Source organism: Bradyrhizobium sp. 17 (genome assembly GCF_023073515.1).
GTDB classification, from domain to species: Bacteria; Pseudomonadota; Alphaproteobacteria; order Rhizobiales; family Xanthobacteraceae; genus Bradyrhizobium; species Bradyrhizobium canariense_D.
Map to the genome: position 1 here is coordinate 422143 of NZ_JADPJQ010000124.1, position 19629 is coordinate 441771.

26 protein-coding genes, 1 tRNA gene and 1 pseudogene are annotated in these 19629 nt (G+C 57.8%); 15 read left to right on the top strand and 13 right to left on the bottom strand.

The features are described from left to right. Positions 1-81: 81 nt before the first annotated feature. Together IVB13_RS32185 and IVB13_RS32190 are read left to right on the top strand one after the other, a co-directional pair. Entirely contained in the window at positions 82-789 is a 708-nt protein-coding gene (locus IVB13_RS32185; RefSeq protein WP_085384994.1) for an outer membrane protein, read from the top strand. Between the two features lie 253 nt (positions 790-1042). After that, positions 1043-1285, top strand: coding sequence for a hypothetical protein (locus tag IVB13_RS32190; RefSeq protein WP_018455389.1), 243 nt, complete (start codon positions 1043-1045; stop codon positions 1283-1285). Between the two features lie 39 nt (positions 1286-1324). On the opposite strand, the gene IVB13_RS32195 is transcribed toward IVB13_RS32190, so the two are convergent. Continuing rightward, positions 1325-1579, bottom strand: coding sequence for a hypothetical protein (locus IVB13_RS32195; RefSeq protein ID WP_018455390.1), 255 nt, complete (start codon positions 1577-1579; stop codon positions 1325-1327). 304 nt (positions 1580-1883) lie between these two features. After that, the gene (locus IVB13_RS32200; RefSeq protein ID WP_247371686.1) at positions 1884-2258 is read right to left on the bottom strand and encodes a hypothetical protein; all 375 of its coding nucleotides are present in this window, start codon (positions 2256-2258) and stop codon (positions 1884-1886) included. A gap of 102 nt (positions 2259-2360) precedes the next feature. On the opposite strand from IVB13_RS32200, the gene IVB13_RS32205 reads away from it, so the two are divergent. Further along, positions 2361-2525, top strand: coding sequence for a hypothetical protein (locus IVB13_RS32205; protein WP_247491282.1), 165 nt, complete (start codon positions 2361-2363; stop codon positions 2523-2525). A gap of 3 nt (positions 2526-2528) precedes the next feature. On the opposite strand, the gene IVB13_RS40525 is transcribed toward IVB13_RS32205, so the two are convergent. Next, positions 2529-2921 (bottom strand): hypothetical protein, encoded by a 393-nt coding sequence (locus IVB13_RS40525; protein ID WP_345946271.1) that lies wholly within the window; start codon positions 2919-2921, stop codon positions 2529-2531. Here IVB13_RS40525 and IVB13_RS32215 point away from each other — a divergent pair. The 10 genes and pseudogenes from IVB13_RS32215 to IVB13_RS32260 all read left to right on the top strand — a co-directional run. Then, positions 2823-3044: pseudogene (locus IVB13_RS32215) on the top strand (methyl-accepting chemotaxis protein); the annotation flags it as partial. The gene IVB13_RS40525 and the pseudogene IVB13_RS32215 overlap by 99 nt on opposite strands. A 306-nt stretch (positions 3045-3350) precedes the next feature. Continuing rightward, entirely contained in the window at positions 3351-4070 is a 720-nt protein-coding gene (locus IVB13_RS32220) for a class I SAM-dependent methyltransferase (protein ID WP_247371690.1), read from the top strand. Positions 4071-4137: 67 nt separating this feature from the next. After that, the gene (locus IVB13_RS32225) at positions 4138-4851 is read left to right on the top strand and encodes a class I SAM-dependent methyltransferase (RefSeq protein WP_247299716.1); all 714 of its coding nucleotides are present in this window, start codon (positions 4138-4140) and stop codon (positions 4849-4851) included. Positions 4852-4953: 102 nt separating this feature from the next. Further along, positions 4954-6792 carry a PQQ-binding-like beta-propeller repeat protein gene (locus tag IVB13_RS32230; RefSeq protein ID WP_247491285.1) on the top strand — a complete coding sequence of 613 codons (1839 nt, stop codon included), beginning with the start codon at positions 4954-4956 and terminating at the stop codon, positions 6790-6792. A gap of 75 nt (positions 6793-6867) precedes the next feature. Continuing rightward, on the top strand, positions 6868-7281 hold the full coding sequence (locus IVB13_RS32235; RefSeq protein WP_247491287.1) for a GFA family protein: 414 nt from the start codon (positions 6868-6870) through the stop codon (positions 7279-7281). Positions 7282-7457: 176 nt separating this feature from the next. Continuing rightward, positions 7458-8189 carry a Crp/Fnr family transcriptional regulator gene (locus IVB13_RS32240; protein WP_247335721.1) on the top strand — a complete coding sequence of 244 codons (732 nt, stop codon included), beginning with the start codon at positions 7458-7460 and terminating at the stop codon, positions 8187-8189. 3 nt (positions 8190-8192) lie between these two features. Beyond that, positions 8193-8420, top strand: coding sequence for a hypothetical protein (locus IVB13_RS32245; protein WP_018455400.1), 228 nt, complete (start codon positions 8193-8195; stop codon positions 8418-8420). A 260-nt stretch (positions 8421-8680) separates the two neighbouring features. Continuing rightward, positions 8681-8756: transfer RNA gene (locus tag IVB13_RS32250), tRNA-Thr, on the top strand. 323 nt (positions 8757-9079) lie between these two features. Continuing rightward, entirely contained in the window at positions 9080-9991 is a 912-nt protein-coding gene (locus IVB13_RS32255) for a TIR domain-containing protein (protein WP_247491289.1), read from the top strand. An 11-nt stretch (positions 9992-10002) separates the two neighbouring features. Continuing rightward, positions 10003-10704, top strand: a complete 702-nt coding sequence (locus tag IVB13_RS32260; RefSeq protein WP_247491291.1) for an adenylate/guanylate cyclase domain-containing protein — start codon at positions 10003-10005, stop codon at positions 10702-10704. 110 nt (positions 10705-10814) lie between these two features. On the opposite strand, the gene IVB13_RS32265 is transcribed toward IVB13_RS32260, so the two are convergent. The 5 genes from IVB13_RS32265 to IVB13_RS32285 are packed head-to-tail and all read right to left on the bottom strand — an operon-like array spanning position 10815 to position 13255. Then, on the bottom strand, positions 10815-10979 hold the full coding sequence (locus tag IVB13_RS32265; protein ID WP_247491293.1) for a hypothetical protein: 165 nt from the start codon (positions 10977-10979) through the stop codon (positions 10815-10817). A gap of 57 nt (positions 10980-11036) precedes the next feature. Next, positions 11037-11504, bottom strand: a complete 468-nt coding sequence (locus tag IVB13_RS32270; protein WP_247491295.1) for a hypothetical protein — start codon at positions 11502-11504, stop codon at positions 11037-11039. Beyond that, a complete protein-coding gene (locus tag IVB13_RS32275; protein ID WP_247491297.1) occupies positions 11501-11845 on the bottom strand; it encodes a hypothetical protein in 345 nt (114 codons plus the stop codon). The genes IVB13_RS32270 and IVB13_RS32275 overlap by 4 nt, the downstream gene beginning before the upstream one ends. Then, positions 11845-12288 carry a hypothetical protein gene (locus IVB13_RS32280; RefSeq protein WP_247491299.1) on the bottom strand — a complete coding sequence of 148 codons (444 nt, stop codon included), beginning with the start codon at positions 12286-12288 and terminating at the stop codon, positions 11845-11847. The genes IVB13_RS32275 and IVB13_RS32280 overlap by 1 nt, the downstream gene beginning before the upstream one ends. A 4-nt stretch (positions 12289-12292) precedes the next feature. Next, the gene (locus tag IVB13_RS32285) at positions 12293-13255 is read right to left on the bottom strand and encodes a hypothetical protein (protein ID WP_247491301.1); all 963 of its coding nucleotides are present in this window, start codon (positions 13253-13255) and stop codon (positions 12293-12295) included. Positions 13256-13465: 210 nt separating this feature from the next. Here IVB13_RS32285 and IVB13_RS40240 point away from each other — a divergent pair, with 210 nt between their 5' ends. Beyond that, positions 13466-13600, top strand: a complete 135-nt coding sequence (locus IVB13_RS40240) for a hypothetical protein (RefSeq protein ID WP_256467703.1) — start codon at positions 13466-13468, stop codon at positions 13598-13600. 517 nt (positions 13601-14117) lie between these two features. Here IVB13_RS40240 and IVB13_RS32290 read toward each other — a convergent pair. The 4 genes from IVB13_RS32290 to IVB13_RS32305 form a co-directional block, all read right to left on the bottom strand. After that, entirely contained in the window at positions 14118-16634 is a 2517-nt protein-coding gene (locus tag IVB13_RS32290) for a DUF5906 domain-containing protein (RefSeq protein ID WP_247491303.1), read from the bottom strand. Positions 16635-16703: 69 nt separating this feature from the next. Further along, the gene (locus IVB13_RS32295) at positions 16704-17015 is read right to left on the bottom strand and encodes a hypothetical protein (protein ID WP_247491305.1); all 312 of its coding nucleotides are present in this window, start codon (positions 17013-17015) and stop codon (positions 16704-16706) included. Positions 17016-17260: 245 nt separating this feature from the next. After that, positions 17261-18373 carry a pentapeptide repeat-containing protein gene (locus IVB13_RS32300; RefSeq protein ID WP_247491306.1) on the bottom strand — a complete coding sequence of 371 codons (1113 nt, stop codon included), beginning with the start codon at positions 18371-18373 and terminating at the stop codon, positions 17261-17263. Then, the gene (locus IVB13_RS32305) at positions 18348-19103 is read right to left on the bottom strand and encodes a hypothetical protein (RefSeq protein WP_247491308.1); all 756 of its coding nucleotides are present in this window, start codon (positions 19101-19103) and stop codon (positions 18348-18350) included. The genes IVB13_RS32300 and IVB13_RS32305 overlap by 26 nt, the downstream gene beginning before the upstream one ends. 104 nt (positions 19104-19207) lie before the next feature. Here IVB13_RS32305 and IVB13_RS32310 point away from each other — a divergent pair, with 104 nt between their 5' ends. Further along, entirely contained in the window at positions 19208-19348 is a 141-nt protein-coding gene (locus IVB13_RS32310) for a hypothetical protein (RefSeq protein ID WP_247491310.1), read from the top strand. Positions 19349-19359: 11 nt separating this feature from the next. Here IVB13_RS32310 and IVB13_RS32315 read toward each other — a convergent pair whose 3' ends face one another. After that, positions 19360-19617, bottom strand: a complete 258-nt coding sequence (locus IVB13_RS32315) for a hypothetical protein (protein WP_247491312.1) — start codon at positions 19615-19617, stop codon at positions 19360-19362. Between the last annotated feature and the right edge of the window lie 12 nt (positions 19618-19629).

The following is a 19629-nucleotide window of genomic DNA, read 5'->3' on the forward strand; positions in this document are numbered from 1 at the left end:
AACGTTCCGGCATCGCCTCGAAGCAACCCAATTCACGCCACGTTGTTTCCTGAGTGTCGAATTGAAAGAACGGGGATAATCATGAAGAGGATTTTGCTGGGCGCCGTTGCCCTGCTTGCGCTGGCTGCGCCGGCTGCCGCAGCCGACATGCAGGCGCGCACCTACACCAAGGCTCCGGCCTACACGCCGCCGCAGGTGATCTACAACTGGACCGGCTTCTACATCGGTGGCCATGTCGGCGGCGCCTTTGCCGGCGACAGCAGCTTCCAGTCGAGCGACGCGCGCTTCCTCGGCGGTGTTCAGGGCGGCTTCGACTACCAGTTCGCGCCCAATTGGGTCATGGGTGTCGAGGCCCAGTATTCCTGGCTGCCGACCAACAACGGCGGCGCTACGTTCCCGCTGGGCACGCAGGTGACCTCCAATACCGACCAGCTCGGCTCGGTGACCGGTCGCATCGGCTACACCTGGGGACCGGCGCTGCTTTACGCCAAGGGCGGTTATGCCTGGCGCAATGGCGGTCTTGGCGTCAATGTCGCCGGCGTCCCGCAGCCCTTCACCGCCACCGGCAACAGCAAGGACGGCTATACCGTTGGCGCTGGCCTCGAATACATGTTCGCGCCGAACTGGTCGGCCAAGGCCGAGTACCAATATTACAACTTCGGCAACACGACGATCACCTCGGGTCCGGCTGACGTCGTCGGCGTCCGCGGCCGGGAGGACGAGCATACCGTCAAGGTCGGCGTGAATTACCGCTTCGGCTGGGGCGGTCCGGCAGCCTCGCGCTACTGACGCGCCACCAGCGACCCACGACCTGACAAAGGCCGGCTCTCGCCGGCCTTTCGTTTGCCCAGCCCTCGTTCGCAAGTCCTTTGTTTGCATCGCGTCAACCATCTGGCGCGTCATTTGCAGGCAAACGTTCTGGCGGGCGCTTTCTCACGCGCGTCATGGAGCTCGGGTAAAGCAAAAATAATTTTTGCAGCTTACGGAACTCGCGCGCCGGAACGCGTTATATGACAATTACCGGGCTGGTGGGACGACGGACATGCGTATCTTGGTGTCGGCTGTGGTGCTCTCGTGCTTCGTCAGTTTGCCGTGCGCTGCCCAAACAATCCTCAAATCCGAGCCTCTGATGCTGGCACCCTACGAGGTGGCCTTCGTCAAGGACGCCTCGTGCTCCTCCGGTAAGGTGCTGAAGGTCACCGGCGCGATCCGTGGGCTGCATCGCCGGAAGGCCTGCGTGGCTCTGGCGGGCGAGCAGGCGTCACTGGCCACCGCGACCCCCTAAGCTTTTCCTGAGCTCTGGCTTCCCAGCTTCGATTCCTCTTTAGGAATTCAGCTCAAGCTCCATCCTCGCTTGGCGATCAGCCTCGGCCTTGTTCCGGGCCGGGTCCTCGCCCTGTGCGGCCCGGCAAGGCTTGATCTCGTAATCGTTGTCGAGCACCCGGCGTGGCCCGGGACGGTTGTCATCCGCGGTTACGTCCACGACGAGGCCACTTCGCTGCGCGAGCCTCCAGACGTCGGACTCGTCAGGATAGGCCTTGCTGATCTGGGCATCGTTGCAGAACAGGGCGTAGGGCATTGTTCCCGCTCCTGGAAAGCGCATTAACGAATTTGACGGGGTAGGGGTTCCGCTCGCCGGTCGATCACGCGGCCGTGATCAGGGCCGCCGGGTCCTGAGTCCTTAACGAGTCCTGAATCCCGAAAAAAAGAATCCACGGGACTCATTTGGCGGAATCAGCGGATGTTTTCGGTCATGACGACGGACCTGAAAACCTCTTGCGGGCACATGCTGCTGCCCCTCACGCTGGCCCTGTTCGGCGCCTGCGCGGCCAATCTCTGGCTGGTGTGGTCTTGGCTTTAGGCCAGCGACGGGAGATCCGGCTTTACTTGTCAGCCGGTGGACGGGAGGAGGGCTCGCGGATGGCGGCCCGCAGTCTGGTCAGGGTGGCCGCGCAATATTCCTCGCGCTCGCGCTCGAACCGCTCCTGATGCTTGCGGAAATTGGCGATGCGGGCCTGTATTTCGGTGCGGACGTCGTGGCTCGCCACCCGGGACGGCGGGAGAGGTAACGGCAGCGGCGGAGCGGCCTTAAGTGACTCGGTCCCGATGATGGTGTTGACGGGGGCGATCTGCACCGACGCGGCCACTGTCGCCATCGGGATCTCCGGTGGATGCAAGTCATCCTTTTTGCCGGTTACCGATTGGACGAAAGCCATTGTCTGCGCGATCAGCGCGTCGCGTTCCGCGATCCACTTCATGGTGCACCCCTGTTGGCGCCATTCCAGCAAAGCTGGCCGGCCGAATCAAGAAGGTGTTGGGTGGGGGATTGCATATTTTTCCCGGCCGCCCGACAGTGGGGAATGGATGCCAAAGCAGACCGTTCAGCCGAAGCCGAGGGCTTGAGGCTCGTCCGCGCGTTCCTATCGCTGCCGCCCGACAAACGGGCGGAGGTGATCGCGTTCGCTGAGGAGTTGGCCCGCGCCAAACGCCGTCCGGAGGAGGGCGCCGACGTCTCGCCGGCGTGAGCGCTAGCGCTCCCGCGGATTGAGGTTGGGCTCGAACGGCGCCCCGACCACCCGAACCGGCGTCGGCGTGGCCCCGTCTATTGCTACCGTTTCAGCCCGCTGCTTTGCCGGAGCCGGCCAGGCAGCCTGTTCGAACAGCGCAACAGCCCCGGCCAACGCGCTACAGCACAGCGTCACCGTGGCCAGCAGAAACATGTTTCGATTTTCTTCCCTGATCCGCATGGGTCGACAACGGCCGACGCCCTTGACCGGTTCCGTCTGACCATGCCCGGATCGCTCCCCAAACTGCCGGCGGGACGCGATCAGGACATGGCCAGGGCAAATCTTCAAAGACAAATCTTCAGAACCACGGATCGAGGTCGCCTCACGGCAGCGCAGATCGAGGTTGGGAAGCAAGCCGCCCATCAGCGCAAGCGCGACATGGTCAACCTTGCCGACGGCTTTGAGCGCGCAGCCGGCGAGATCAAGACGGTGGGCGCGGCGCCCACCGAGCTTGAAGCGTCGTCCTCGACGCTGGCCAAGTGTTTTCCACGGCCAAGATGCTGGCGAGCGACAGCAACCGGCTGGGTGGCACAAACTCCGGCGGCACGGCGCCCCGGCAAGCAGCTGATTTATTGCGGCAGCAAGAGGGACATCGCGATCGCGAACAGGAAGCCCGTTGCGACGATCGCCGCGACAGCACCCGCGGTGATCTTGGCGATCTCTCGGCTGGTATAGGGAGGCATGGGATGCGCATGCTACCTCATGTTGAACTCTGATCCAATCTGTGGTCAGTAGCCGCGCCCGAAATGCGTGCGGCCAACGTCCATTCCCGAAGGTCGATCCATGAACGAGGATATCAGCGACGGCTGGACCGCGTCCGCGGCTGCTTGGATCGTCGAGCAGGGTGAAGACGGCGACTATGGTCGCCGCTTCGTGCTGGACGCGCCGATGCGAGCGCGGATCGAAGGGCGCGGCTTCCGCAATGCGCTCGACGTTGGCTGCGGCGAGGGGCGCTTCTGTCGCATCATGCAGCGCGCCGGCATCCGCACCACCGGCATCGACCCGACCGAAGCGCTGCTCGCGCGTGCCATGAAATTGGACCCGCAGGGCGACTACCGGCTTGGCCGAGCTGAAACAATGAAGATCGAAGCGCCATTTGATCTGGTCGTCAGCTATCTCAGCCTAGTCGACATGCCCCATCTCGGTGCGGCGATCGGGAAGATCGTGGCAGCGCTGCGGCCGGGCGGTACGCTGCTGATTGCCAATCTGACCAGCTTCAACACCGCGGGTCCGCCCGACGGCTGGACGCGTGACGGCGACGGCGCCTTGCGCTTCAACATCGATCATTACATGGAGGAGCGGCCGACTTGGGTGACTTGGCGCGGCATCCGAATTCTGAACTGGCATCGTCCGCTCAGCACCTACATGACGCTGCTACTCGATCAGGGGCTCCTGTTGCGCCTTTTCGTCGAGCCGCAGCCCAGCGGCGGCGACCCCGACAGGAATGCCTTTCATCGCCGGGTGCCTTACTTCCACATCATGGAGTGGCAGAAACCGGTTTGAGGATGGGATGAGATTCGGATGGAACGCATGACCACAGTGTTCACAACGTAGTCTTAAGGTCCGGACGATGATCTCCAAGCGCCCACCCGTGCTCGCCCATGAGCGGTTCACCGCCGACCGCGAGAATTTTGTCGGCCTCGATCTGGCCGCGCGGTTCGAGCGCATCGAGAAGACCAACCTGTGGGGGGCGGCCAGTTCGGTGTCGGGCCTCGGCTCGGAGAATCCCGCGACCGCAGCAATCCGCGAGGAGCTTCCTGCACTCCTGCAACGGCTCGGCGCGCACTCGCTGCTCGATGCGCCCTGCGGCGACGCGGGCTGGATCGGCCGCCTGAAGCTGCATCTCGACTACACCGGAATCGACATCGTGCCGTCGCTGATCGCGGCCAATCGCAAGCGCGTGGCTGGCGGTGAGTTGTCAGGCCGGTTTCTCGTTGCCGACATCACACGCGATGCACTGCCGCGTGCCGACGTGGTTCTGTGCCGGGACTGCCTGGTCCATTTGAGTTTCGACCACATCGTCCGCGCCGTCGCGAACTTTCGCGCCAGCGGTGCGCGTTTCCTGCTGGTCACGACGTTTCCCGAATGGGACGACAATTGCGATTGCGAGGACGGCGACTGGCGGGCGCTGAACATGGAGAAGGCGCCGTTCGACTGGCCGGCACCGCGCGAGCTGATCAACGAGCGTTGCGAAGAGGGCGATGGCGGCTGGCGCGACAAGAGCCTCGGGCTGTGGCGGCTCGATGAACTGCCCGATCGTGTCCTCACTGCCCGGGGGATATGACGGACGCGGGTGGAACGTCCGTTGCGTGAGTGATTCCCCTCGCGCTATACTTTGGGTTGCATGATGCCGTCTCGCATTGCGGTGACGATGTTGGAGCACGCCATGAGACCGAGTGTTGTCGCCGTCGCCATGCTGGTCTGGTGCTGCGCGCCCGCGTTGGCGCAGCAGGACGGCGCTGCGCTCTACGCAAGCCACTGCGCGCAATGTCACGATGGCGGTGATGGCCAGAGCCGTGTGCCAGGCCGCGGCGCCATGCAGGCGATGTCGTTCGATCATGTGCTGGGAACGCTGACTTCTGGAAGCATGGCGGCAATGGCGAAGGACCGCAGCGACTCGGAACGGCGCGCGATTGCCGCCTTTGTCACCGGCAAGGCCGCGGTGGGCGACAATGCAGTCGATGCGGAGGGACGCTGCACGCAGCAGGTCAATTTCTTTCCGCAAGCGCTCGATGGTCCGCGCTGGAATGGCTGGGGCGTCGACGTTGCCAACAGCCGCTTCCAGTCGGCCGAAATGGCCGGCCTCACCGCGGAAGAGGTGCCGCGCCTGCGGTTGAAATGGGCTTATGCCTTTCCCGGCGCCTCGGTGTCGTTTGCGCCGCCGACCATCGTGGGCGGTCTGCTGTTTATCGGCGGCACTGACCGCAAGGTGCACGCGCTCGACGCGCGAAGCGGCTGCACGAGGTGGACGCTGCCGACCGATGCCGCGGTGCGCGCGGCGATCAGCTTCGGGCCGCTTCCCGGCACCGATCAGTTCGCGATCTTCTTCGGTGACCTGCGCGCCAATGCCTATGCGGTGAACGCACTGACTGGCGCGCTGATCTGGAAGACGAAGGTCGAGGAGCATCCGGCAGCGCGCATCACTGGCGCGCCGACGCTGCATTCCGGCGTGCTCTATATCCCGGTCTCCTCGCTGGAGGAGGCCGCCGGTTCGCAGGCCAGTTACGAATGCTGTACCTTCCGCGGCAGCGTGGTCGCGCTCGAGGCAGTGACCGGCAAGCCGGTGTGGCAGGCCTACACGATCCCCGAGGTGCCGCATCCGACCGGCAAGAATGCGAGAGGCACGCAGCTGTTCGGCCCGTCCGGCGCGGCGGTGTGGTCGGCACCGACGATTGATCCGAAACGCAACGCCGTCTACGTCGCGACCAGCAATTCCTATTCGAATCCACCCGCCGCAACCGCCGATGCGGTCCTCGCCTTCGAGCTTGCGACAGGTAAGCTGCTCTGGAAGCAGCAGGCGACCCCGAGCGACGCCTTCATCGTCGCGTGCTTCGGCGCGGACAAGACCAATTGTCCTGAAGATCACGGGCCCGACCACGATTTTGGCCAGTCGCCGATCCTCGTGACCTTGCGTGACGGCAGGCGCGTTCTTGCCATCGCGCAGAAGTCCGGCGTCGTGCACGCGCTCGATCCTGATGATGGCGGCAAGATCCTGTGGCAGACGCGGATCGGGAAGGGCGGTGCGCTCGGCGGCAGCGAGTGGGGCTCGGCCGCCGACCAGGATCGCATCTATGTCGCGAACTCAGACGTGCGGTTCCTGCGCGATGGTACGCGGCGGCTCGATGCCACCCAAGGCGGCGGCCTGTTCGGCCTCGACCTCGCCAGTGGGAAAATTGCGATGGAAGTATCTCCTGTCGCCTGTGGCGATCGCCTCCAATGCAGCCCTGCGCTGTCGGCTGCCGTGAGCCTGATCCCCGGCGTCGTGTTTTCCGGCGGCGTCAGCGGCTTTCTGCGCGCCTACGCGACAGCCGACGGAAAGCTGTTGTGGGACTACGACACGGCGCGAGACTATACGGCGGTGAACGGCGCCCCTGGTCATGGCGGCGCGATCGACGGCCCCGGGCCGATCATCGCCGGCGGAATGCTCTACACCAATTCCGGCTACGGCCAGTGGGGCGGCGTCGCCGGCAACGCACTGCTGGCGTTCGAGGTTGCGAAGGAGTGAGGGTCCGTCCTGGATTGCTCTGCGCTCCAGCCGAGCGACAGAACCTGTCAGCCAATTGAGGAGGAAGGAGCTTCGATGATCGATGCCCAATGCAGGTGCGGCGCTCTCGCGCTGTCGCTTCCAGGACCTTCCAGCCTCGTCGTCGCCTGCCACTGCATTGACTGCCAGCGTCGAACCGGCGCGCCGTTCGGGGTCGGTGCGTTCTATCCGGCGGAGGGCGTCACGATCTCAGGGACGTCGAAGGAGTACGTCCGGACAGCCGCAAGCGGCGGCACGGTCCGCAGCTATTTTTGCCCCGAGTGCGGTTCGACGGTCTATTGGAAGGCGGACAATCTGCCTGCGATGATCGGCGTTGCCGTGGGCGCGATCGCGGTTCCGAACTACCCGGCGCCCAACCGCTCGGTTTTCGAACAGTCGAAACATGCCTGGGTGGAGATATCAGGCGCTGAGCACTTCGAGCAAAGCAGCGCACCGAAGCATTCGAAGTGAGCGTTGCGCGTCAAATTTCGCTCCAAGGCTTCGCGGCAAGATGAATTGACGCCGTTCCCGTGGGTTCCGCCGAGGGTTGGAATTTGCGGCGGTCCCTCTGCTTCGCGTGAGACAATAGCTAGCCGTCCGGATTGGAACGAACGTCACAAAAATTCGTTTGCCGACCGGAGCTAACGATGAATAACGCGGAAATTTTCGAACCTTTCTTAAGGCGGTTGCGGGTCAGCACCGAAATTGATGAAGAGGACGAGGCCGCTATCCGTCATTTGCCAATCACGGTGAAACGGATGGCTGGCGGTCAGCCGGTCGTTTCTCTCGGAGATCGACCTTCGGCGTGCTGCCTTGTCGTTGATGGCTTTATCCTGAGATCAAAGATCGTCGGCAATGGCCACCGCCAAATCATGGCCTTTCACCAACCCGGCGACATTCCCGATCTGCAGGGTCTCTTTCTACATGTGATGGACCATGACGTCAGCGCGCTTGGCGATAGCGTTCTCGGCTTCATTCCGCATGCAGCGGTGCGCTCACTGATAAGAAAGCGGCCTAACGTGGCCGAAGCGCTTTGGCGCGATACACTGACCGACGCCGCGATCTTCCGGGAGTGGATTTGCAACGTTGGTCAACGCGAAGCCACAAGCCGCGTGGCGCATCTCGTGCTTGAGCTTTACACCAGATTGAAGGCGATCGGTCGAGCGGACGGCCTGTCCTTCGACTTTCCGGCCTCTCAGGCACTCCTCGCCGACGCCGTCGGCACGAGTGTGGTCCACATGAATCGGGTCGTTCAGCAGCTACGTGCTCAGCGCGTGTTGGACCTGGAGCGGGGAAGAATATCGATCCTTGATGAAGCCAGGTTGCGCGAAATAGCAGACTTCGACGTGCTTTACCTTCATCTCAATCCGTCGCTCTGAGCCATGAAGTTCTACTTCGATATCAAGGACGACTTTTTCGCTGCGGTCGACGAGGATGGGGTGGATTTGCCCGGCCCGGAAGCCGCCGAAAAAGAGGCGATCGCAATGGCGACCTCGATTGCCAGAGACGTTGCGTCGGCAAAGGGGGCGCAGGTCCTCATTATAGTCAGGAACGAGAAGCACCCGCTGCTCGAGTTGAGTGTAACGGTCGCCCGGAAAGCTCTGACGTGATTGCCTGAAATCGGTTCTCGCGGTCGTCAGACGGAGGAGTGCCCCGATCTATAAAGGCCGCAGTGTCGGCTAAATCGGTGGTGCCGGCTGAGGGGATTGAACCCCGACCTTCGGTTTACAAAACCGTGGCTTCGTCCAAATTTTGCTTTAAATTTCAAAGTAATAATGGTCGAAAGAATTTCGAGGGTAACAAATGGGGTAAAACGGGTGGCCTGTGTGGTTGCCGCGATCGTCGCTGTTCTGATATGACCGGGACCGTCGCTGGCATAGCTCAGTTGGTAGAGCACGTGATTTGTAATCACGGGGTCGCGGGTTCGATCCCTGCTGCCAGCACCATCACCCGTTGATAAGTCGCGATACTAACTTGCTGCCTACGTGATCGGGCCAAGAACAAATCCGACGATCGCTACCCGATGTCCGCACGAAGCCCCAACAGCGACTAAAAAGCCACTGCTTCCGACAGCAAGCAACGACGAGCAGATGCGGGCGAATCACGACGATAGAACCGCTGCGCGTCCGGGGCGACGAAAATCATCTGTGGGGGATAGTCCTAATGTCAGACTTGATGAGTATTTGTAGCGAGTTCAGCGCATGATATTTCAACTGTCGCGGGTGGCGCATCTCATCCCGTCGGGAAAAGCTGGAAGAGATTGATTGCAATGATTGAGCGCTTTGAAGGGGATACTGGCCGTAGACTATTGCTCGACGCGCTTTCGTCTCAGAAGATCGTTGCCGGGAGTGCCGCGCTCGCGGAAGAGCTTGCCGCATCCGTTGCACTCCTACAAGTCGAGCCGGGCGAGGTTTTGATCGAACAGGACACGGAGGGGAACGAGGTCTTCCTTATCCTTACCGGTGCGTTCGACGTTACTGTCAATGGCCGCAAGGTGGGGAGGCGGGGGCCAAGCGACCACGTGGGTGAGATGGCCGCCATCGAGCCGACACAGCGACGTGCGGCGACGCTTGTCGCAGCAGAACGATCAGTCGTTGGAAAGCTGACAGAGCCGCAATTCCACGAGATCGCGAACAAATATCCTAATGTCTACCGATACGTTGGCAGAGAACTCGCGAGACGCTTGCAGCAAAGGAACCAACTGGTCGGGAAGTATCGTGATAAGATCAGGGTTTTCATCATCTCGTCGGCCGAAGCACTTCCTGTTGCGCGCGCCATTCAAGATGCTTTGCAGTACGACCCATTCACGGTCGTGATTTGGACCGACGGCGTCTTTCGCATTGCTAATTACACTTTGCAGAGTCTCGAAGATCAGGTTGACAATTCCGACTTCGCCATCGCCATCGCCCATACGGACGATCTAACTGTCACACGGGGGCAGGAGTGGCCAGCTCCGCGCGATAACGTCATTTTCGAACTCGGTCTGTTCATGGGAAGGCTTGGAAGAGCGCGGGCGATTCTGATGGAGCCCCGCGAAGAGAAGGTGAAGTTGCCCAGCGATTTGAGTGGAGTGACGACGATTTCTTACCGCTTTGTTCAAGGCCCCGATGCTCCGGCGCTGATCGCTCCCGCGTGCAATCAACTCCGAGATTACATCAAGGCAATGGGGCCTAACAATTGACGGGATTCTAGATGTCGCTCGCCGAAGATCTAAAAAGCCAAGTCGCCACAATTTTCAAGACAAGCTGGGATAAGCGGGACGGTAGAGTGGTTCCGTCTCCCGAAGATCTCCAACTAGGAAACGATGCGGTCGAATTCGATCGAGCTACCGTTTTGTATGCCGACCTATCCGGTTCGACGTCCTTGGTCGATACTCATGGTTGGATGTTTGCTGCCGAGATTTATAAAACCTACCTGCATTGCGCAGCCAAGCTAGTCCTATCGGAAGGGGGATCAATAACCTCCTACGATGGCGACCGGATAATGGGAATTTTTATAGGCGACATGCAATCCACCCGCGCGGTTACATGCGGGCTGAAGCTCAATTACGCCGTGCGCGAGATTATAAACCCCGCCTTGAAGGCCCAGTATGCGAGCAGCTCGTACACGGTAAGCCAAGTCGTCGGCATCGACACTAGTGCGATTCGAGCAGCGAGAACCGGTGTTAGGGGTGGAAACGATATTGTCTGGGTGGGACGCGCGGCAAATTACGCAGCAAAGTTGACTGAACTAAAGCTGGATGAGCGTACGTGGATCACGGATGATGTGTTCAAAAAGGTTGCTGACAGGGCGAAATTTGGCGGTGCGAACAAGGACCTGATGTGGAAGAAGTACAACTGGGGGCAGAACAACGATTACCCCATCCACGGCTCAACATGGCGATGGTCCGTATAGCTCAAGGCGCGGGGCAATTTGGCGTCCGGACGCGGTGTGTGTTCGACACCGCGTCCGGGGTTGCATGAACCGGCAATGGAGAAGCGACTAACCTTTGCCGGGGCATTCAATCAACGTTTGTCAGCAGATGTGAACGCGAGCAAGCTTCGAATATGGTCGCTGTGAAGTTCTAGCTTCGCATCATCGCCGTGCTTTTCGAGCAACTCGCTCATATAAGAGATCATGTGCTTACCGGCTTCGCGGTGATCGTTGTGGCTAAGCAGTTTCGTTGCCATGGGTAAGTTGCCTCTGTTGTTCGGACGATGAAAGGCGGCCCGTCCGATTGGCCAATCTCAGTGAGTTCCGCGCACGTCGTCGGCGTTCTTTACGATCAGATGCCCGAACTGTTGTCCGAACATTGTCCGAAGCATCCGCAACTCATCGTTGTGCATCTGTTTAATGCGACCGATAAAATGAAGCCCGTCGCCTTGTGCAAAATGCTCGCGATCAGCAACACAAAGCATTGTCGCGCGCATTACATCCTTGATGTTGATGCTGCCGGGAAAGCATTCGAGCAATTTGCGGGCCTGACGCCTCCAACTCGTTTTTCGATTTTCGCTATGGAAAAAAGTCGCGAGATCGATTAGCGCAAGCCAGTCGAGATAGAGTCTGCCGCCGTCAACGTGGATTGCGGCAAATGTCGCGTCCAACATATCGACGTCTGTATCTGGAACGCCGCGACGACCTCTTTCGATATCCTCAATCTTTCCATCTTCAATCGTGAATGTGAGCTTGGCTTTTTCAACATACACTTTGCTCATCGCATTACCTCATCGAGCCACATCTGCGCGGCTTGTTCGTCGCTGGCATTCAACGGTACCGTTGGAGAAGCGCCGAACAGAGCGATTTCCACACTACGGCGCATCGCTGGCGGCCCTTGCCCAGCAACCATGTTGGCGTATGGGCGCGCTTCGATTTCGATTTCGTCATCGTGTTTCGCTTTGCACCGGTCTAACCATTGATCGAAACGTGCTTTCCATCTGGCATAATAGTTGCGTTGTTCGTCTTCGATTATGTCGAGTCGAGCGGCGAGACTGCGGGGCGGTTTAATCCGCGCAATGATCGCCCCAAATCTGTTTCTGTCTCGCTCCGTAATGGGCATCAGTGGCGCGCTAGCATCTTTTCGAGTTCTGTTAGACGTTCCCGCATTTCATTGATGTCCGTAACGTTCTTCAGTTTCTCCATCGCTGTCGCGATTGCCTTCGTCTCTTCAGCGGTCAGCAAGCCTTCGATAAAGGCTTGCATGACCGTCGCGGGCTCTGCGTCATCCAACTCAACCGTACGGGCTGGCGGCAGGCAGTAGCGCAGGATCAATTCCAACGCCTTCCAGTGCGAAGTGCTGTCTTTATCGTTGAGAGCGTCGCGCAACTTGTTGACAGCGTCCGGCCCCATCGCCTTGATGTTTGTGAGCATCTCAGATGACAGGCGGTTCTTTGAGCCCGGCTTGCGCCCAGAGGTCGTTACAAATCGTCCGCCTTCACCACGGACGACCTCGCTAGAAATAGCGGGATTTGGCGTTGGCGTTACGTTGGGTGGTGCGGTCATTGGTCTAGAGCCACTCTATTTTCATTCCGCAAGACGCGGCCCAGCCCGCAAGAGAGGCGGTCTTCGTCATCACGTCATTTCCGATCCGCATGCCGCGCGGCAGCCCGTAGTGTTTTCGCCAAAAAAAGACGTTAGAGCGGCTGGCGTTCAACGCGGCGCGGACCTGTGCGGCATTCATCGCATCGATCGCCCGTAGGCAAATCGTTGATGGAAGTTTTACAGGGCACGCGATCGAAATGTAGGCGATGCAGTCACGCGCAATTTGCGAGCAGTTTGCGATCTGCTTTTCATAATCGCGCACCCCCTTAACGAATTTGTTCGCTTCCGCATCAACGGCTTTCTGATCGATGCCGTTTGGAATTGGATTGTCCGGTGTGGCGACTGCCGGATACTTGCTCGCAATTCCATATTTGGCCGCGAAGCAGAGCGCTAGGTAGCGATCCGCGATCCTAGATTGCATTTCATCCGGCAGGATCGATAGCGCATCGATTTCAACAAGGCCTTGAAGCTGGGGCAGGGTGTACGTTTCGATACCAAGGCGCATTCTCTCAGCATCCGTTGGTGCGGCATCGAACGTCTGAACGGCGCGCTGCCGGATTGCCGCTGTGGCAACGGTCGCGGCAGGAACGGCTGTGAGATCAGCAATCGTTTTCCTGTTGTCCCGGGCTGACGAGCCGACCGTATCCACAAAAGCGGCGTATGGGCTCGGCAATAAGCCCGGGACGGCTTTCATCACGTGGGGTCCGATCAGTTCGGGCAGCAGAGTGTTCGTAGCGTCCTGGGCCACGCCATTGAACAGCCCAACGGCGGAAATCAGTCTAGCGCCAGCTTGATCAACACCGGGCGGCAACGCGTCTGGCATGAAGAAAATCTGGGTCTGTCCGGTTTCTAGGTTCGTGACCGAAACCCCTGATCCCCGGTTTTCGACATGCGACGATGGGAGCGATCCCACCTGAAGTTTAGCCATTTCTCAAAATCCTCTCGTGGCGTTCGCGTCAAACGTCCCAAGCGCGTCGCGCGTGCTGTTTGCCGATGAAGTCATATTCGCGGGGACCGTTCAACACGATAATCATCGCTGTATTACTGTATTTACTTGTTTTCACAGGATGATCATCGCTTTACCGATGTCGTCATAAGTATTGAAACAAAGACATGCAGTAATTCGTATGATCATTGCTTGACCATCGCGAAGATGAACGCAATCACCGTCGCAACGCACCTTGAGCATCGGTTCAGCAAACAGAATTGCGACGATCTAAACGCCCGCAACATCAGCGCGATAACCAACCGCGTTTTTGTAGGGGTGATCTGAGGGGTAAGTTCGCGATCCGTCCACGGTGTACCCGTGGAAATTATGGAGAGCCCACCTTAATCGTCCCAAGCGAGCTTCTGACAGTCGGCACACTTGAAAATCCGTACTGGCTTGTCGACCCGTGCGTTGAGAAAGCTTTCCACTTGGGTCAACCGACCGCTGCAATGTAAGCAGGTCTCGAATTGCGCCTGCCCGTCTGGCCTGTCGGGAGACTCGTCCGTTATCCGGAACATGGCGGCACCTGTTAGCTGCAATAAGCTAACTAAGTTACCCTGATTCACATCGTGCCCAATTAAACTAGGATACTCGCACAAACCAATTCGGACACTGTGGTTCCGCTTGGACCGCTTGGGCAAGTGTCCCATTCCCCTACGCCATAAAACATGCCTGATGTATTTTCTTCTAGAGGAGCAGAAAAGCGGTCCAAGCGGTCCAGAAAGGTGAAAATGAAAGTTATGGAAGCTGCCACTGTGACCGGGGATGGCAGCAAAAAGCCCGGTTGAACCGGGCTTGATGATTATTCAGATGGTCGGTTGAAAAACGTTGTCGCGTCGTTGTGAGTTGCGATCGCCAGCCAACGAGCCGGGTTGTCGTAAACATCGACCGGTTTCAGGTCGCGAACAATGACCATGCGTTTTTTGTTATTGCCGGTGCCAATGCGTTTATCGAGATAGACCATATCAAGTTTCATCAGGTTGCGTCGGATCGCGGCTCTATTGAGTTGTTCGCCCGGCGCGCGCTGCCTGAGAAAGTTTTCGATGGTGACGTAATCGACAACTTGGGTGCTGCATTGGTCTTTGAATTCCTTTAGCGCCTGTTCTAGGTCGGTCGAAACGCTGTTGAGCATCCTTTCCCGCGCGGCATTGTTTATCGATCGATCGCCAACGTTAAAGCCGTCAAGCGACCGGGTGGATAAATGCGCCCATACCGCCGCGATGAATTCGTCCCGTCGGACAAGGTCATAGATTTCTTTGTAGTACGCCGTTGTTTGCGGTTTCGTCGGATTTTCGGCGATGTTCCATCGCCGGTCGTCACGTTCGATGGGGAGGGCATCCCAGTTATTCGAGAACACAAGCCAGCGCATTGCGTTGTGCTCTACCCATTCCAAGCCGTGTTTTTCGTTAATCTCGCGGAAGTCCGGATTGACCATCGTCTTTAGTTTTTCGGACAGCGCCCATGTGTTCGGGCCGCGCATTCCTGCCTTAGCTTCATCAACGATCATCAACAGCTTGCGCGACATTCGACCGTTGAATGTGCCGTCTAGAACAACGTCCAAAATCGCGTTGTTCAGCACGTAGCCGCGCACCACACGCGAGAGAACGCTACCGAGCCAGTTGCGACCGATGCCGGTCATGTTGGCGACGAAGCACCATGCGGTTTCGACTTTCTCGCCGGGGTGCTGCAAAATGTGCGCAAGCCAACGTTCAAACAGATCGCGTTCGGTGTCGATCGGTACTAGATAGGCGAGGTGTTCGCGCCATCTAGTCAGCCATCGTTCGCGCAGTTGATCGTCGTTGATGAAATGATCGTGCCATGTCGGCTTGATCAATCCACGCCACGTATTGAACCCACTTAGGCCGACCTTTTCCGGGACGTCGCAAATCGATCCGCCTTCCGGCTTCCACGTAACGCTATCGACGCGCTTTCGCTTTTCGTGCGGCAACCATTGCTCAAACGCCGGAACGAGTTTTGTCTTTGTTTCGCCTGTTCGCTTATCGGTATACTCAACGGGATGTTTTGACGGTGCATATTCATTGCGTGCAACCGCAACGGATAGGACGTTTAGCGTTTTTGCATTCGCTACGCCGCCCGACGCTCCGACACCGCTGACGAAATAGAAATCACTGATCATTTCATCCAACGTGATCAGCTTCGTCGTGATATCGAATTCAAGCTGTTCGCCGATGCGCTCATTCTCTTTGCGCTGTTTGTCGCGCCGCTCTTGATTGGTGCCGCGATATACGTCGCGACATGCCACATTGCTGCTGCTAGCTGTTCTGTTGCGATAGTATGCCCGATTGCGCCATTTGTTGCGCCTGCCCAATGCTGACATGCTGAAAAGCCGGGTCATTCGCACATGATCTTTGCCAGTCCAGAACGCCAACTTGTTCATCAGCGCTAAATCGGCTGCGCTGTGGTCGAACTGCTGTCCTGTCGATGATGGGTAGAGATGACCTAGCACTGTGGCATCAGCATTCCATAGTGCGGCGAACGGAACGCGCTTGCTCAATTTGTCGAATTCGACTTTCGCGACAAAGTTGCGCGGATCACGCATAATCCTGTCGTTTAACTCGGCAATTCGCTCCGATGAAATCTTGTCATCAGATGCGAGCATGCGGGTGAATAGTTCCTGATCATCCTCCGGCCCCGACCATCGGGGATCGCGCATGGTCTCGATTTCTTGACTGTCGCGATCATGTTCGCGAACTTGCAGGAATGTTTGCAGCGCTCCGGTCTGCTCTAGGTCGGCGTTACCAATCCATTGGTTGCCCGCAATCGCAATGAAGCGGTTGTTTTGATAAAACTCAAATCGGCCGCCCCATTTGTTGCGACGATTGCCGAATTGGGTTTTGTCGCCTCTCATGATCAGGTGCAAGCCGGTTCCCGATTGGCTAACCTCCGCTGCTGCGCCCGGAAACAGGCGTGTGCAAATGTGCGTCGCTTCATCGTTGTATTCGCCGGTGTCCGGATCGCGGCATCCATCTAGGTCAACGAAGATATAGGGATCGTTCAGGGTGAAGACGAAGCCGATGCGGAATTCCGGATTGATCGTTGCGATCACCGTGGCGGTTTCGAAGCTCGCCCACGTGGCCGCATTCGTCGTATCGGCGCGTTGAAGCGTCTTCGGATCGTATGGAATTTTACGCGGTTTCGGTTCACCGTCGTATTGCTCAAGTCGCCACAGCACCCATTGCGGAAGCGCTTTCAGTCCCGAGAGAGGATCGGCGAGGTTTGCAGTCGGCTTTGCGCTATCGAATGCGCGCAGGGTTAGAGGCGCGCAGTTGAGATGCGCGGCGCGATCGTGTATAGTCATGATGCTTTCCTAAATGACGATTAATAGAGGCCCTGCCGGGTTCCGACTGGCGGGGCCTTTCCTTTGGTGCTAAGCGGCGCTAGCTTGCTCGCGCACGGCGATGAAAGTCACGATGTCTGACTTGCGCCAGTAGCGCCGACCTCTGATCATGATGGGGGCAGGGAAGCCCGCGCGCGGCTGAACGATTTTGTCCCGGCAGTGCTCGTGTAGACCGTGCTGCCACCGATGTAGGGTGACGTGCGAAATGCCGAAAATTTCGCGGACGGTCTTTGCGTTGTAGAGGATGTCACTGGGCGCGAGCACGCGCGTAGTCGCAGGTGTCATGGCGGATGATCCGATGATGTTGAGGGGGTTCACCGGCATCCGCCAGCCGCGCGCCACGTCTTCACCGTGACCTAGATCATCCGATCCTTGCACCGCGACGCATCACGTCACGACCGTTCCAAGGTGATTCAATCGATTACGTTCGTCAAGCGTGCTGCACGGTAATCAACAGCGTAGCGGCCCGCCTTATACCCCTCAGCTTCCCCGGCAATCGGTCGCTGCGCCGAACAACAATGATTTCAATGGGATGATTCCGCGCGCCGCCAAATTCTAAATTTGCTGCTCAATTCGGAGGAAGCGATTTATAGGCTGCTGATCATTTCTTTCAGTAAATTTGGCTCAATCGGTACGATCTGTTTTCCTTCTTTCGTGTTTTGCTCGAACATGAACTTGAAGCCAAATCGATTCCCAATGCGCGCAAGCCTAGTTAGTCGGCGAGCCAGAAACAGCTTTGAAAGCTGATTTGGCTTCAATTTTTCGTTCCCAATCTTGAAAGCCTCAAAATCATTGTGATGCCACGCCCTAGCCGTATCGAGGGTGAGCGGCTTGGCAAAATCGTAGTAGTGCTGTTCGACGTGGTCATACGCCACGGACTGCATGCCTGCCATTGCGGCGACCCGTCCGACATAGGCGATGCGCTGATGTTTGTCCTGGCACCGTAAAATATACGCGGTGACCTTTTCTACCCCGGTCGGGAACTTGTTTGACCGCGCAACGCCGATAAAGGCGGCTTTTTGCACGTCAAAATTTGGATGCTCAAGAAATTTGAGGAGCCAGTTGAAGGCGTCGGCGTGGTGTGGATAGAACGACGTAAGTGCACGAATTCCGGATAGGACAACTTTATCGTGGTTCGAGTAGCGTGCGAGCGTATTGTAGATAAACGCCTTGTGCTCAGCGGGGCTAGGCGTACCAACCCGCATGAACAGCAGAATGTTCGTTCTGATTGTCGGGTCTTTGGTTCTATCGAAGACCGCCATTGCAATATTGAAGCTGGATCCTCGGCCTCCATCAGTTCGCAGTAGCTGTTCGACGCCGTTGACGGTGTTTGCCCAGTAGTCCGACGACAGTCGTTCGACGATCCGCAAATCATCGGGATGCTTCGAAAAGTATTGTTCCTGAGCCTGTGTGTGAGCGAACAATGAGTCGGACGTATCGGCCTTGTCGAGGATAGGCGCGCCCGTAACATTTGAGCCGTATGTTCGCCGGAGATCAGAGCCCGTGAAATCAAAGCCGGTTAGATTGCTATCGGAGAAGTCGACATCTGCAAGATCTATGAAGCGAAAATCTTCTTTGGGATCGAGGCCGAGAAACTCAGCCTGCTTTACAAAGTTTGTGCTGTCATACCGCAGAAATCTGTCAACGAGGTTCTTAGTATCGACTGATAATACTTCATCGGTTGGATTGATCGTCTTCAATAACTACCTCCGAAACAGAAAATATTACTACGCCATTGCCTGATTGGTTTGGTAGGCTCTTTGCAATAAGTGCTCCCACCATCTTTTCGTGATTCTTACTTGCGAACTTGAAGCGACTGAGTTTCGAAAGTGGCGTGATACGTAAGTCGCGCTTTCGCGCGAAGGCCTCAAGTTTTACAGCGAGTAGATTCGCGCCGGGCAAAGCTCGTACCTTGCAGAGCACGTCGTCATTCAGGTATGTGTCGTCTAGTGGCTTGCTTCCGCCGCCGATCATCGGTTCGGTCACTTCCCAAGTCAGGTTACCACGTGCTTTCACTCGTAAGAGGGACTGTGTTTGTTGCGCGGTGATAGATTCGGTCACTTTGACGCCAGCGCTTCCCGAAGCCTTCGCCGCGAATGAAGCAGAGGGCTGCACGCCGAGCGTTCCTTCAGCAGAGGCTGATATCTCGCCTTGACGGCTACGCTCGTCGGTCATCTTGTGTTCAAATTGAACGTCGTTCTGCTTTGTTGGTTCTCCGTGTCGAGACTTCGGAACTATCTCTAGCCCATCTAGATCAAGTGCAAGCACTGCCCGATCAAGTTCGACTGAAAATTCAACCGCCTCGTCCGTGGTTAAACTGATGTTGTGGACGCGTAGTTCGGCCCTTACTTCTCTATTGCCGTCTTCGACGCTGCCAACACGCATCAGGACTTCAATCAATTCGGGCACAGCATTTCTGTTGTTGGCCATTCTGCGAGGTATCCTAGGACAAGAATCGCGTCATTCAACCGTTGCGCGAGCCGGGTTGCAACAAAAAAGCGCGGTGATGCGCGCTTCTTTCGTAGAGTGCTGCGATGGCTGCCACTTTGGAATGCCTCACGATCGGTAATCACATCGACATTCCTGCATTACTGAGAAGAAACAGACGCAATGGCAAAAAATGGCCGGTAGCGCGCGAAGCGTACCGGCCCGACAAGAATAAAGTGCTGCTGTGACTATCCTGATGTCAATTTGCTGATCGACTGTTTGCGGTGATTGCCCATGCGACAATGAGTGCGGCGATTATGATGGGCGGTGCACCCGATAGAGCACCATAAATCGCGACCAACGAAACGCCGCACACAACGAGGATGACCGTCCAAAGCAGCCAATTGAAAAGCCGTTTCAGTATCCACCCGTTGACACTCGGCGCGATCATTTCGATTGCCAGCCAGATTAGCCCGATAGTCAGAGCGACGACCGTCACGTAAGCGGTAGTATCCATTTCTCTCATCTT

Coding starts and splice junctions, on each gene's coding strand:
- IVB13_RS32185 (WP_085384994.1), top strand. CDS start 82: ATGAAGAGGATTTTGCTGGGCGCCGTTGCCCTGCTTGCGCTGGCTGCG.
- IVB13_RS32190 (WP_018455389.1), top strand. CDS start 1,043: ATGCGTATCTTGGTGTCGGCTGTGGTGCTCTCGTGCTTCGTCAGTTTG.
- IVB13_RS32195 (WP_018455390.1), bottom strand. CDS start 1,579: ATGCCCTACGCCCTGTTCTGCAACGATGCCCAGATCAGCAAGGCCTAT.
- IVB13_RS32200 (WP_247371686.1), bottom strand. CDS start 2,258: ATGAAGTGGATCGCGGAACGCGACGCGCTGATCGCGCAGACAATGGCT.
- IVB13_RS32205 (WP_247491282.1), top strand. CDS start 2,361: ATGGATGCCAAAGCAGACCGTTCAGCCGAAGCCGAGGGCTTGAGGCTC.
- IVB13_RS32220 (WP_247371690.1), top strand. CDS start 3,351: ATGAACGAGGATATCAGCGACGGCTGGACCGCGTCCGCGGCTGCTTGG.
- IVB13_RS32225 (WP_247299716.1), top strand. CDS start 4,138: ATGATCTCCAAGCGCCCACCCGTGCTCGCCCATGAGCGGTTCACCGCC.
- IVB13_RS32230 (WP_247491285.1), top strand. CDS start 4,954: ATGAGACCGAGTGTTGTCGCCGTCGCCATGCTGGTCTGGTGCTGCGCG.
- IVB13_RS32235 (WP_247491287.1), top strand. CDS start 6,868: ATGATCGATGCCCAATGCAGGTGCGGCGCTCTCGCGCTGTCGCTTCCA.
- IVB13_RS32240 (WP_247335721.1), top strand. CDS start 7,458: ATGAATAACGCGGAAATTTTCGAACCTTTCTTAAGGCGGTTGCGGGTC.
- IVB13_RS32245 (WP_018455400.1), top strand. CDS start 8,193: ATGAAGTTCTACTTCGATATCAAGGACGACTTTTTCGCTGCGGTCGAC.
- IVB13_RS32255 (WP_247491289.1), top strand. CDS start 9,080: ATGATTGAGCGCTTTGAAGGGGATACTGGCCGTAGACTATTGCTCGAC.
- IVB13_RS32260 (WP_247491291.1), top strand. CDS start 10,003: ATGTCGCTCGCCGAAGATCTAAAAAGCCAAGTCGCCACAATTTTCAAG.
- IVB13_RS32265 (WP_247491293.1), bottom strand. CDS start 10,979: ATGGCAACGAAACTGCTTAGCCACAACGATCACCGCGAAGCCGGTAAG.
- IVB13_RS32270 (WP_247491295.1), bottom strand. CDS start 11,504: ATGAGCAAAGTGTATGTTGAAAAAGCCAAGCTCACATTCACGATTGAA.
- IVB13_RS32275 (WP_247491297.1), bottom strand. CDS start 11,845: ATGCCCATTACGGAGCGAGACAGAAACAGATTTGGGGCGATCATTGCG.
- IVB13_RS32280 (WP_247491299.1), bottom strand. CDS start 12,288: ATGACCGCACCACCCAACGTAACGCCAACGCCAAATCCCGCTATTTCT.
- IVB13_RS32285 (WP_247491301.1), bottom strand. CDS start 13,255: ATGGCTAAACTTCAGGTGGGATCGCTCCCATCGTCGCATGTCGAAAAC.
- IVB13_RS32290 (WP_247491303.1), bottom strand. CDS start 16,634: ATGACTATACACGATCGCGCCGCGCATCTCAACTGCGCGCCTCTAACC.
- IVB13_RS32305 (WP_247491308.1), bottom strand. CDS start 19,103: ATGGCCAACAACAGAAATGCTGTGCCCGAATTGATTGAAGTCCTGATG.
- IVB13_RS32310 (WP_247491310.1), top strand. CDS start 19,208: ATGGCTGCCACTTTGGAATGCCTCACGATCGGTAATCACATCGACATT.
- IVB13_RS32315 (WP_247491312.1), bottom strand. CDS start 19,617: ATGGATACTACCGCTTACGTGACGGTCGTCGCTCTGACTATCGGGCTA.